Genomic DNA, 12,785 nt, shown 5'->3' with positions numbered 1-12,785 from the left:
CGGGCCGCATCGACCTCGGATGCGGCCCGAAAGGCGCAGGAGTTAGTTACCGTGCAGACGCTTGGCGTCTATCACGTCCGGCAGCTGGTTCAGCTTCGCCAGCACCCGGCCCAGCACCTGCTGGTTATAAATTTCGATGTCCATATCGATGGTGGCCAACTGCTTCTTGGTATCGCTGCGGCTGGCGACGCCCAGCACGTTGACCTTTTCGTTGGCCAGAATGGTGGTGATATCGCGCAGCAGCCCGCTGCGATCGTTGGCCATCACGCGCACCACCAGCGAATAACCGCTGGAGTAGCTTTCTCCCCACACCGCATCGACGATGCGCTCCGGCGCATGCGATTGCAAATCGGCCAGCTGATCGCAGTCCGCACGGTGGATCGAGATGCCGCGCCCCTGGGTGATAAAGCCGACGATGTCGTCGCCCGGGATCGGCTGGCAGCAGCGGGCGATGTGGTGCATCAGGTTGCCCACGCCCTCCACCACCACGCGGCCGTTATCCTTGTTGCGGGCCGGCGGCGGCGCTTTCTGCTGCACCAGCTGGCGCAGCGCCTCGCGATCCTGCTCTTCGGCGCTCGGCTTGTTGAACTTGCCCTGCAGGTAATTCACCATCTGGTTCAGGCGAATGTCCCCGCCGCCGATCGCCGCCAGCACCTCGTCCAGCGAGTTCATGTTGTAGCGCGGGATCAGCAGCTTCTCGGCCTCTTTCAGGCTGATGCCGAGGTGTTCCAGTTCGTTGTCCAGCATCTGGCGGCCGGCAAGAATGTTCTTGTCGCGATCCTGCTTGCGGAACCAGTTGTGGATCTTCGAGCGCCCGCGGCTGGTGGTCACGTAGCCCAGGTTCGGGTTCAGCCAGTCGCGGCTCGGGTTCGGCTGTTTCTGGGTGATGATCTCAATCTGATCGCCCATCTTCAGCTGATAGGTAAACGGCACGATGCGGCCGCCGATCTTGGCGCCGATGCAGCGGTGACCGACGTCGCTGTGAATGTGGTAAGCGAAATCGAGCGGCGTGGAGCCGGCCGGCAGATCCACCACGTCGCCTTTCGGGGTAAAGACATAGACCCGATCGTCGAACACCTGGCTGCGCACTTCGTCGAGCATTTCGCCGGAGTCCGCCATCTCTTCCTGCCAGGCGATGAGCTTACGCAGCCAGGCGATGCGCTCTTCGTAGCCGGAGCGCACGGTCACGCCCGCGCCCTCTTTGTACTTCCAGTGCGCGGCCACCCCCAGTTCGGCGTCTTCGTGCATTTGCCGGGTGCGGATCTGAATCTCGACGGTTTTGCCGCGCGGCCCCAGCACCACGGTGTGGATCGACTGGTAGCCGTTGGGTTTGGGGTTGGCGACGTAGTCGTCGAACTCATCCGGCAGATGGCGGAAGTGGGTATGCACGATGCCCAATGCCGCATAGCAATCCTGCAGACGCTCCGCCACGATGCGCACCGCGCGCACGTCGAACAGTTCGTCGAACGCCAGGTGCTTTTTCTGCATCTTGCGCCAGATGCTGTAGATGTGTTTCGGCCGGCGTAGATCTCCACCCGAATGCCTTCTTTGGCCATCTCGTCGCGCAGCCCGGCGACGAAATCGTCGATGAACTGTTCGCGATCGATGCGGCGCTCATGCAACAGCTTGGCGATGCGCTTGTATTCTTCCGGGTGCAGGTAGCGGAAGCAGAAATCCTCCAGCTCCCACTTCAGCTGGCCGATGCCGAGCCGGTTAGCCAACGGCGCATAGATGTTGGAACACTCTTTCGCCGCCAGCACGCGTTCGTCTTCCGGCGCGTCTTTCACCTCGCGCAGGTGGGCGATGCGCTCCGCCAGCTTGATGACGACGCAGCGGAAATCCTCCACCATCGCCAGCAGCATGCGGCGCACGTTGTCGACCTGTTCGGAGGCCATCGAATCGTTTTGGGTGGCTTTCAGTTGGCGAATGGCGTCCATGTCCCGCACGCCATGCACCAGGGCGACGATACCCTTGCCGAACGTTTCCGTCAGGATCTCTTCCTGCACAATGCCGGCATCCACCAGCGGAAACAGCAGCGCGGCGCGCATGCTGTCGTTGTCCATGCTCAGCGTCGAGAGGATTTCCACCATCTCCAGGCCGCGCCACAACAGCAGCGAGGCGTCGGGATGGTTTTGGGTCTGCTGCTCACAATAACGCCAGGTTGCGGCCAATCGCTCACATGACTGCGGGTTGGGTAGCCCCAAGCCGGCGATCCACTCATCGAGAGCGAACTCACCCGCCGTATTCAGATGTGCACTTCTTACCGCAACCATAACTTCTCCCTACTTTGCAGCGACCTCTGGCGCGCGCTCGTTGATAAACAGCGCCATTGATTCAAGATGCCCCGTGTGCGGAAACATATCCAACATCCGCACGCGCGCAAGACGATAACCGGCGTTCAACAGCACGTTGCTGTCGCGAGCCAGCGTGGTGGGGTTACAGGAAACATACACCACCCGCGCCGGCGCCAGTTTTACAATGTGTGACATCACCCCGGCCGCACCGGCGCGGGCGGGATCCAGCATCACCTTATCAAACCCTTGTGCTGCCCAAGGTTGCCGCTCAACGTCGTCCTCCAGATTCTCATGGAAGAACGACGCATTATTCAGCTTATTCTTATGTGCATTATATTGCCCATTCGCTACCAGCGTGGCAACACCTTCGATGCCCACCACCGCAGCGGCGCGGCGCGCCAGCGGCAGGGTGAAATTCCCCATGCCGCAGAACAGGTCCAGCACCCGATCATTGGGTTGAATGTCGAGCCATTCAAGGGCCTGCGCCACCATTTGTTGGTTTACGGCGTCATTGACCTGAATAAAGTCGCGCGGACTGAAGTCTAAGCGTAGCCCGTCAACCTGATAATACGGCGTTTCACCGCACAGTTTTTCCACCCGATCGCTGTCCGGCGCCAGATAAACGGCGACCTTTTCCCGCTCGCCAAACGCCAACAGCGCCTGGCGATCCGCCTCTTTCAGGGCATCGAGATGGCGCAGCACCAGCAGCGGGCCGTTATCCGCCAGCACCAGCTCCACATGCCCCAGCCGCCGCACCGCCTGCAGCCCGCTCAGGCAGGCGCGCACTGGCGCCAGCAGCTGTTCCAGCTCCGGGTGCAGCACCGGGCAGTGCTCCACCGCCACCAGCTCGCTGGAGGCCGCCTGTCGAAACCCCATCATCAGGCGCTGCAGCTTCGGCTGCCACGCCAGGCTCAGGCGGGCGCGGCGGCGATAGCCGTATTCCGGGCCGGCGAGCACCGGTTCCTGTTGCGGGGTTACTCCGGTTTCGCGGGCGATCATGCGCACCAGCGCCGCCGCCTTGCTCTGCTGTTGCAGCGCCTCATCCGCATGTTGTTGCTGGCAGCCGCCGCACACGCCGAAATGCGGGCAGCGCGGCTCCACCCGCTGCGGGCTGCGGCTCAGCAGGCGCTTGAGCTTGCCTTTGGCGAACTGGCGCTTGTCTTCGGTCAGCTGGATTTCCGCCTGCTCGCCCGGCAATACGCCCGGCACGAACACCGCTTTGCCGTCGTGGCGCGCCACGCCCTGGCCGAAAGGATCGAGATCGCTCACCGTCACGGTGAAGATTTGTGAGCTCTGCCGGGTCGTCACGCGGCGTTTGGGAGAGTAGAATTGCGCCATATTTGTCGATTGTGTGCTGGTTCATTAAGCTAGTGTCAGCTGTCAATTCTCCCACATTGGAATCCCATGACCAAATACAGCCTGCGTGCGCGCATGATGATCCTGATTCTGGCCCCGACCTTGCTGATTGGTTTGCTGCTCAGCACCTTCTTCGTGGTGCACCGCTATAACGAGCTGCAGGAGCAATTGGTCGACGCCGGCGCCAGCATCATCGAGCCGCTGGCGGTAGCCAGCGAGTACGGCATGACGTTCCGCAGCCGCGAATCGGTCAGGCAACTGGTCAGCCTGCTGCACCGCCGCCATTCGGACATCGTGCGTTCGATCACCGTGTTCGATGCGCAGAACAATTTGTTCGTCACCTCCAATTATCATCACAACTTCGCTCAGCTGCAGCTGCCGAAAGGCGTGCCGTTGCCCACCGATCTGATGCTCACCCGGCGCGGCGATTCGCTGATCCTGCGCACGCCGATCCTGTCGGAAAGCCAGTATCCGGATGAAACCGCCGACGGCGGCAGCCATCCCGACAACAACCTGGGCTATGTGGCGATCGAGCTGGATCTGCAGTCGGTGCGGCTGCAGCAGTATAAAGAGGTCTTTGTCTCTACCCTGCTGTTGCTGCTGTGCATGTGCATCGCCATCCTGTTCGCTTACCGCCTGATGCGCGACGTGACCGGTCCGATCCGCAACATGGTGAACACCGTCGATCGCATCCGCCGCGGCCAGCTCGACAGCCGCGTGGAGGGCTACATGCTCGGCGAGCTGCACATGCTGAAGAACGGCATCAACTCGATGGCGATGTCGCTCACCGCCTATCACGAAGAGATGCAGCAGAACATCGATCAGGCCACGTCTGACCTGCGTGAAACGCTGGAGCAGATGGAGATCCAGAACGTCGAACTGGATCTGGCGAAAAAACGCGCGCAGGAGGCGGCGCGCATCAAGTCCGAATTCCTGGCCAACATGTCGCACGAGCTGCGTACCCCGCTCAACGGCGTGATCGGTTTTACCCGCCAGATGCTGAAAACCGATCTGAGCGCGACCCAAACCGACTATTTGCAGACCATCGAGCGCTCGGCCAACAACCTGCTGACCATCATCAATGACGTGCTGGACTTCTCCAAGCTGGAGGCCGGCAAGCTGGTGCTGGAGCATATTCCGTTCGCCCTGCGCGAAACGCTGGACGAAGTGGTGGTGCTGCTGGCCCCCAGCGCCCACGACAAAGGGTTGGAGCTGACGCTGGATGTGCACAACGACGTGCCGGAGCAGGTGATCGGCGACTCGCTGCGCCTGCAGCAAATCATCACCAACCTGCTGGGCAATGCCATCAAGTTCACCGAAACCGGCAATATCGACATTCGCGTCGAGCTGCGCAAACAGCTGGAGCGCCGGGTGGAAGTGGAAGTGCAGATCCACGACACCGGCATCGGCATCTCCGAACGCCAGCAGTCGCAGCTGTTCCAGGCGTTCCGTCAGGCGGACGCCAGCATCTCCCGCCGCCACGGCGGCACCGGGCTGGGGTTGGTGATCACGCAAAAGCTGGTGAAGGAAATGGGCGGCGACATCTGCTTCCACAGCCAGCTGAATCGCGGCTCGACCTTCTGGTTCCACATCACGCTGGATCTGAACGAGGGCATGCTGTCGCTGGCGCCGAACCTGCCGGATCTGAACGGCAAAACGCTCGCCTACATCGAGTCCAACCCGACGGCGGCACAGGCGACGCTCAACATGCTTAGCGTCACGCAGCTGGTGATCACCCACTCGCCGACGCTGGGCCAGCTGCCGTCAGGCCATTACGATTTCCTGCTGGCCGGCGTGCCGATCCCGTTCCGCGACAACATGGCGCAGCATCAGGACAAATTGTTGGCCTCGCTGAAGCTGGCCGATCGGGTCATTCTGGCGCTGCCGTGCCAGGCGCAGATCGACGCCGAGCTGCTTAAGCAACAAGGCGCGCTCGGCTGCCTGATCAAGCCTATCACCAGCACGCGTCTGTTCCCGCTGCTGAGAATGGAAACGCCCGATCGGCTCGCCGCCCCGCCTGAGCGCAAACGTCTGCCGCTGACGGTGATGGCGGTCGACGACAACCCGGCCAACCTGAAGCTGATCGGCACGCTGCTGGGCGAACAGGTGGAAAAAACGCTGCTGTGCGAGAGCGGTGAGGAAGCGCTGGCGCTGGCGCGCAACAACGTGCTGGATCTGATCCTGATGGACATTCAAATGCCGAAGATGGACGGCATTCACGCCAGCGAACTGATCCGCCAACTGCCGCACCACAACTCCACGCCGATCGTCGCCGTCACTGCCCATGCCGCCAGCGGCGAACGCGAGCATCTGCTGCAGGCGGGGATGGACGACTACCTGGCCAAGCCGATCGACGAGAAAATGCTGACCCGCGTGCTGTCGCGCTACCACAGCGGCGACGTGGAAAGCGCCGTCGCCGACGATGCCCCACTGTCGCTCGACTGGCCGCTGGCGCTGCGCCAGGCGGCCAATAAACCGGATCTGGCGCGCGATCTGTTGCAAATGCTGCTCGATTTCCTGCCGCAGGTGCGCGAACGGGTGCAGGCGCTGCTCGAGGGGCAACACGACGACGAGATCCTCGACCTGGTCCATAAGCTGCACGGCAGCTGCAGCTACAGCGGCGTGCCGCGCCTCAAGCAGCTGTGTTTCTACCTCGAGCGGCAGCTGCGCCAGGGCATCACCAACGACGAGCTGGAGCCGGAGTGGCTGGAGCTGTTGGATGAGATTGAACTGGTGATCCACGCGGCGCGCGCGCATCTGGCGCAACCGGCCTGAATCCTCAGGCCATAATGCAAAAAGGCACGCCGTAGCGTGCCTTTGTTGCTTTTAGCGCCTGACGTTTATCACTGCGCCAGCAGGTACAGCTGGCTATCGCCGCGCTGAATATTCAACGCCAGCACCGACGGTTTGCTGTCGAGGATTTTACGCAGCTCGCCCAGGTTCTGGATCGGCTGTTGGTTCACGCCCAGGATCACGTCGCCCTTTTTCAGGCCGATGCGTGCGGCGGCGCTGCCGGCTTTCACGCTGTCGACCTTAACGCCTTTCACGTTGCCGACCTGGGTATTGCTCAGCTCGGCGCCTTCAATGCCGGTGTAGATATTGCCCGAGGCCACCTGGGTCTGCGCGCTTTGCTCCAGCGTGACGTCAATCGTTACCGGCTTGCCGTCGCGAATAATGCCCAGCGACATCTTGCTGCCGACCGGCAACGTGCCGATCTCTGCCCGGAACGAGGCGAAGCTGGAGATGGCCTTGCCGTTCATAGTGACGATCACGTCACCGGCCTTGATGCCCGCCTTCGCGGCGGAAGATTTCGGCATTACCTGGCTGACGAAGGCACCGCGCTGCGCGTCGACCTTCATCGCCTTGGCCAGCTCCGAGTTCAGCTCGGTGCCCATGATGCCCAGCTCGCCGCGTTTCACCTGGCCATACTCGACCATTTGCGCCGTCAGGTTTTTCACCATATTGCTCGGAATGGCGAAGCCGATGCCGATGTTGCCGCCGTCCGGCGCCAGGATCGCGGTGTTGATGCCGATCAGCTCGCCGTTCAGGTTAACCAGCGCGCCGCCGGAGTTGCCGCGGTTGATTGCCGCATCGGTCTGGATAAAGTTTTCGTAGTTTTCGATGTTCAGGCCGCTGCGCCCCAGGGCGGACACGATGCCCGAGGTAGCGGTTTCACCCAGCCCGTACGGGTTGCCGATCGCCACGGTGTAATCGCCGACGCGCAGCTGATCGGAGTCCGCCATCTTGATCGCCGTCAGGTTCTTGAAGTCTTTCAGCTGGATCAGGGCGATGTCGGAACGCGGATCCTTGCCGATCACTTTGGCGTCGAAACGGCGGCCGTCGCTCAGCTGCACCTGGATCTTGTTGGCGTTGTCCACCACGTGATTGTTGGTCACCACATAGCCCTTGGCGGCATCGATAACCACCCCAGCGCCCAGCGCCTGGAATTTCTGCTGCGTGCCCTGCGGCTGCTGGCCATCCGGTCCGGGCTGTTCAGCGCCCTGACACATCGGCGAGCCCTGGAACGGTGAACCGTCCTGGCAGAACGGCGAATCTTCACCGAAGAACTGTTGGAACTGTTGCGGCATGCGCGGCGTATTGACCGTGGTGCTGCCCTCAACGTTAATGCTCACGACGGAAGGCATCACCTTCTCCAGCATCGGCGCCAGGCTCGGCAACTGCTGGGTGCTGGAAGACGCGGTTTCAGCGGCGCTGGCCGTAACCGGGCCCATCGCCATACCGATGCTGAATGCCAGTGCGCTCAGAACTAATGCGGTTTTTTTCATCTGTGTGTCTCTTATAAAGTCGTTCAAAAAAGAATGGCTGTCTTGCGTGCTTATTCAGAGTTAATTAATAGCCCGAAGTTCCGGCACAGATGATTGGCAATAGTAAACAAATATTGTTCGTCTTTACAAAACTCGAGACAGCCAACCGGTTGGAATTGCTGATAATTATTCCTCCGCTTAATTATTCCGCCGCCATTAATCGACGATATTCATCATAGGCATAAAGGTCGGTCATTCCGCTGATATAGTCCTGCAATAAACGCGCGCGGAAATAATATTCCCGAATGGTTTGCTGCTCCGGCGATAAATGCTGCAGCCCTTCTACCGCTTCCACATAAGCCAGCCGATGCTTGGTGGACAGCTTGTGGAACAGGCGCGTTTCGATCGGGTAAGCGCGATGGCTGTCCTCGCGCACCAACCGGCTGAAGTCCGCCAGCGACATCGCCAGCAGCGGGCTGTAAATGTCCAGCAGGCCGCTGATCACCCGGTAGCCTTGCAGCTCGAGCTGCTCGACCTCCGGGTGGTTGAACACGTGCTTGAACGCCACATTTTTAAATATTTTCAGCAGCTGATAGGCCGGGCTGGAATCTTCCAGCAGCGCCTGATTGAAACTGCCCTGATAAACCGCGTCAAGATTGTCGATAAAGCGCTGCGCCGCGTGCGGCACCAGCCGCGCCACGGTAAACACCCGCAGATACATGAAGAACTGATCTTCCGCGCTGCGCCGCGCGCCGCCGCGGTCGATCTTGCGAAACGCGCTGGCGACGGTCTTGTCGAACAGATCGCCCGGCACCACCTCGCCCCACTCCTGAATCAGGTGCTGATACAGCTGCTCGACGGTGAAAATGCTCTTCTCCACCGCATCTTCCAGATCGGCCACGCAGTACGAGATATCGTCGGCGGCCTCCATGATGTAGGTCAGCGGAAAACGATCGAACTCGCCCATGTGCAGCTCGCGCCGCAGCCTATCGACAAAGGCTTCTTCCGCCAGATAATAGCCGGGCTTTTTCATCAAATAGCTGTGGCTGGCGGGGATGTCGCCCGCCCAATAAGCCGGGCGGGTGTATTTCAAAATGCAGCCGACCTGCGCGTAGGTCAGATTGAGTTTCAGCAGGCTGTACACCATGCGGATCGCCTGGGCGTTGCCCTCGAAATGGCTGAGATCCTGACGGATCCGGCTGCGCAGCCGGTTCAGATCGCTCTCCCCTTCATGCAGCCGCAGCGACGCGACCTGGCAGCGATCGTGACTGCCCGGCTCGCTGCCGCAGCTGGCAGGATCGAGCCGCTGGGCGAACCAGTCGTTGATCGCCGACTCGCCGAAGTGACCGAACGGCGGATTGCCGATATCGTGCATCAGACAGGCCATTTCCACGATGCTCTCAAACGGATCGAGTAGCCGGGTCAGGCCGAATTCATCGATCTTACCCGCCTGTTTGAAGCGGTTGAGGATCTCTTTGGCGATATGGCGCCCGACCTGCTGCACCTCCATCGAGTGCGTCAGGCGGCTGCGCACCGCCGCGTTGCGCTCCAGCGGAAACACCTGGGTTTTTTGCTGCAAACGGCGAATGGCGGCCGAGTTGACGATGCGCCCGCGATCGCTCTCGAACTGCCGCACGATGTCGTACTCTTCCTCGGCCTCGATCGGTTTGCTGAAAGGCCGTTGGAAGCTGATTTTTTGCTTGAAGTCGATCCCGGACATCTGTTTCTCCGCCGTTGCGCCCTGCCCCCGTGATAACAATTCCCGGCGGCGGATGCAACGCATTATCTCTGATACACAGCCATGATAGACTATGCCGCAATTCTCACGGCCAATCAGCGAGTGTTATTTATGAAAGTAGGCATCATCGGCGCAATGGAGCAGGAAGTCACCCTGCTGCGCGATCAAATCGAAAACCGTCAAACCATCCAGCGCGCGGGCTGCGAAATCTACACCGGCCAGATCGGCGGCGTTGAAGTGGCCCTGCTGAAATCCGGCATCGGCAAAGTCTCCGCAGCCATGGGCACCACCCTGCTGCTGGAGCACTGCAGCCCGGACGTGGTGATCAATACCGGCTCCGCCGGCGGCCTGGCCAGCACGCTGCGCGTGGGCGACATCGTGGTGTCCGAAGAAGTGCGCTACCACGACGCCGACGTCACCGCCTTCGGCTACGAGCCGGGCCAGATGGCCGGCTGCCCGGCGGCGTTCGTCGCCGACGACGCACTGATCGCGCTGGCGGAAAGCTGCATCAAACAGCTGGATCTGCACGCGGTGCGCGGCCTGATCTGCAGCGGTGACGCCTTCATCAACGGCGCCGAGCCGCTGGCGCGCATCCGCGCCACCTTCCCGCGCGTCGCCGCCGTGGAAATGGAAGCCGCGGCGATCGCCCACGTCTGCCATCTGTTCGGCACGCCGTTCGTGGTGGTGCGCGCCATTTCCGACGTCGCCGACAGCGAGTCGCACATGAGCTTTGATGAGTTCCTGGTGGTAGCGGCCAAGCAGTCTACGCTGATGGTCAACGCCATGCTGCAAACCCTGGCCAAGCGCGGTTGATGTGAGGCTGCGCTTCACCTCGGCGCTCTGGCTGCTGGCGTTCTGGCTGGCCCTGCCGGCCGGGGCCGCCCAGCGAGTGATCAGCCTGGCGCCCAACGCCACCGAACTCGCCTATGCCGCCGGCATGGGCGAGGTGCTGGTGGCGGCGAGCGCCTATTCCGATTATCCGCCGCAGGCCGCCAGGCTGGAGCAGGTGGCCTCCTGGCAGGGCATCAATCTGGAGCGGGTGCTGGCGCTCAAGCCGGATCTGATCCTCGCCTGGCGCGGCGGCAATCCGCAGCGCGTGCTGGATCAGCTCGCCGCATTCGGCATCCCGATCTTCTATGCGGACGCCGATAATCTCGAAGGGATCGCCGGCTTGCTGGATAAGCTGGCGCAATACAGCCCGCACCCGGACCAGGCGCATCAGGCCGCCGCCGGCCTTCGCCGTCAGTTCGCTGCTCTCAGACAACAGTACGCCGATAATCCTCCGCGACGCGTGTTGCTGCAGTTCGGCACCCAGCCGCTGTTCACCAGCTCCGGCGCCACGCTGCAGAGCCAGGTGTTGGCGCTGTGCGGCGCGCAGAACGTCTTCGCCGACAGCCGCACGCCTTGGCCGCAGATCAGCCGCGAGCAGGTGCTGGCGCGCCAACCCCAGGCCATCGTCATCACCGGCGGCGCGAAAGAGGCCGCCAATGTGAAAGCCTTCTGGGCGCCGCAGCTGCAGGTGCCGGTGATCGCGCTGAATGAAGACTGGTTCAATCGCGGCGGGCCGCGGCTGCTGTTGGCGGCGCAGCAACTGTGCCGCCAGCTGGCGGAGATCCGCTGATGCTGGTGTTCTGGTTGGATATTCTCGGTACGGCGGTGTTCGCCGTCTCCGGCGTACTGCTGGCCGGCAAACTGCGCATGGATCCGTTCGGCGTGTTGGTGTTGGGCGTGGTTACCGCGGTCGGCGGCGGCACCATCCGCGATATGGCGCTGGCCAACGGCCCGGTGTTCTGGGTCAAGGATCCCACCGATCTGGTGGTGGCGATGATCACCTGCGTATTGACGCTGCTGCTGGTGCGCCAGCCGCGCCGCCTGCCGAAATGGGTGCTGCCGGTGCTCGATGCCGTCGGGCTGGCGGTGTTCGTCGGCATCGGCGTCAACAAGGCTTTCGCGGCCGGTACCGGCCCGCTGGTGGCGATCTGCATGGGGGTGATCACCGGCGTCGGCGGCGGCATTATCCGCGACGTGCTGGCGCGCGAGATCCCGATGATCCTGCGCACCGAAATTTACGCCACTGCCTGCATCATCGGTGGCATCGCGCACGCCACGGCGTTTTACACCTTCAACATGCCGCTGCAACAGGCCATGATGCTGGGCATGGTCATCACGCTGGCCATTCGGCTGGCGGCCATCCGCTGGCACCTCAAGCTTCCCGCCTTTATTCTCGAACGCTGAGCCGCCGCCCTGCGGGGCGGCGGCCTGGTGATTTATTAGACTATAAACGGGTTTGGTGGTATTATTTTCGTCCAGAAAATAGCGTAGTGACGATGTAAAGTTCTGTAACCCTCAGGTTAATTCCTTCCCCGCGCTGTTAAAACTTTTTAACTTTTTGCCGATAAGTCATCACAAGATGGCTTACGGATGGCTATTCCCGCAATGATGAAAAAAATTCTGCTTGCCTGCTGTGGCTCCCTGCTGAGTGGAGCCGCCTATGCCGATGCCGTCAGCGGCCAGATCGGCATTACCCTGACTATTGAACCGCAATGCACCGTGCGCCTCGAAGCCGCCGCCCCACGGGCCGAATGCAGCCACGCGACAGCACAGCCGAATATCATCCACAGCCCACCGGCCCAGGAGAACGGCGTGGCAGTGATCCTCGTGGAATGGTAGGCATAAAAAAACCCGCCGGCCGGAAAGCGAGCGGGTTGATATTCTGACAGGCAAACTCAGATGCTGAACGACGAACCGCAACCGCAGGTGGTTTTGGCATTAGGGTTGGTCACCACGAAGCGCGATCCTTCCAGCCCTTCGGTGTAGTCCACCGAACCGCCAACCAGATACTGCAGGCTCATCGGATCGACCACCAGCGCCACGCCCTGCTTCTCGATGGTCATGTCGCCATCGTTGACCTTGTCGTCAAAAGTGAAACCGTACTGGAATCCGCTGCAGCCGCCGCCGGTAATGTAAACCCGCAACTTCAGGTTCGGATTTTCTTCGTCAGCAATCAGGTACTTGACCTTGTTTGCTGCTGCCTCGGTAAATTGCAGGGGCAGTGCCGTTTCATCACTCATACTCTTTACTCCCAACATTGTTCAGCATCAGATCGCGACCAAGGCTGCCTGATTAATATTA

The 12,785-nt window shown here is 61.3% G+C and carries 9 protein-coding genes and 1 pseudogene; 5 read left to right on the top strand and 5 right to left on the bottom strand.

The window, feature by feature from the left end; all coding sequences use genetic code 11:
• Positions 1-42 precede the first annotated feature (42 nt).
• Positions 43-2,273 (bottom strand): annotated as a pseudogene (gene relA / locus ITX55_RS07715) (GTP diphosphokinase).
• Positions 2,274-2,282: 9 nt separating this feature from the next.
• Positions 2,283-3,632, bottom strand: a complete 1,350-nt coding sequence (gene rlmD, locus ITX55_RS07710) for a 23S rRNA (uracil(1939)-C(5))-methyltransferase RlmD (RefSeq protein WP_197756097.1) — start codon at positions 3,630-3,632, stop codon at positions 2,283-2,285.
• Positions 3,633-3,698: 66 nt separating this feature from the next.
• On the opposite strand from rlmD, the gene barA reads away from it, so the two are divergent.
• Positions 3,699-6,425, top strand: a complete 2,727-nt coding sequence (barA, locus tag ITX55_RS07705; protein WP_197666581.1) for a two-component sensor histidine kinase BarA — start codon at positions 3,699-3,701, stop codon at positions 6,423-6,425.
• Positions 6,426-6,493: 68 nt separating this feature from the next.
• Here the strand turns inward: barA and degP are convergent, their stop codons facing one another.
• Both degP and dgt read right to left on the bottom strand, forming a co-directional pair.
• Positions 6,494-7,936 carry a serine endoprotease DegP gene (gene degP, locus ITX55_RS07700; protein WP_033651660.1) on the bottom strand — a complete coding sequence of 481 codons (1,443 nt, stop codon included), beginning with the start codon at positions 7,934-7,936 and terminating at the stop codon, positions 6,494-6,496.
• Between the two features lie 181 nt (positions 7,937-8,117).
• Positions 8,118-9,635: a dGTPase gene (gene dgt / locus ITX55_RS07695; protein ID WP_099785551.1), complete on the bottom strand. Its 1,518-nt coding sequence runs from the start codon at positions 9,633-9,635 to the stop codon at positions 8,118-8,120.
• 129 nt (positions 9,636-9,764) lie between these two features.
• On the opposite strand from dgt, the gene mtnN reads away from it, so the two are divergent.
• The 4 genes from mtnN to ITX55_RS07675 all read left to right on the top strand — a co-directional run bounded on the left by mtnN (position 9,765) and on the right by ITX55_RS07675 (position 12,323).
• Positions 9,765-10,466 (top strand): 5'-methylthioadenosine/S-adenosylhomocysteine nucleosidase, encoded by a 702-nt coding sequence (gene mtnN / locus ITX55_RS07690; protein ID WP_019455094.1) that lies wholly within the window; start codon positions 9,765-9,767, stop codon positions 10,464-10,466.
• A gap of 1 nt (position 10,467) precedes the next feature.
• Positions 10,468-11,274 carry a vitamin B12 ABC transporter substrate-binding protein BtuF gene (gene btuF, locus ITX55_RS07685; RefSeq protein WP_046688235.1) on the top strand — a complete coding sequence of 269 codons (807 nt, stop codon included), beginning with the start codon at positions 10,468-10,470 and terminating at the stop codon, positions 11,272-11,274.
• Positions 11,274-11,888 carry a TRIC cation channel family protein gene (locus tag ITX55_RS07680; protein WP_033641866.1) on the top strand — a complete coding sequence of 205 codons (615 nt, stop codon included), beginning with the start codon at positions 11,274-11,276 and terminating at the stop codon, positions 11,886-11,888. Before btuF ends, ITX55_RS07680 begins: the two co-directional genes overlap by 1 nt.
• Positions 11,889-12,074: 186 nt before the next feature.
• Entirely contained in the window at positions 12,075-12,323 is a 249-nt protein-coding gene (locus ITX55_RS07675) for a hypothetical protein (protein ID WP_108680175.1), read from the top strand.
• Positions 12,324-12,379: 56 nt separating this feature from the next.
• Here the strand turns inward: ITX55_RS07675 and erpA are convergent, their stop codons facing one another.
• The gene (gene erpA / locus ITX55_RS07670) at positions 12,380-12,724 is read right to left on the bottom strand and encodes an iron-sulfur cluster insertion protein ErpA (RefSeq protein WP_033641865.1); all 345 of its coding nucleotides are present in this window, start codon (positions 12,722-12,724) and stop codon (positions 12,380-12,382) included.
• Positions 12,725-12,785 lie beyond the last annotated feature (61 nt).

The sequence above is a fragment of the Serratia sp. EWG9 genome, assembly GCF_019913725.1.
GTDB lineage: Bacteria > Pseudomonadota > Gammaproteobacteria > Enterobacterales > Enterobacteriaceae > Serratia > Serratia ureilytica.
Note: the sequence above shows the minus strand (reverse complement) of the source record. Positions and strands in the feature narration are given on the sequence as shown.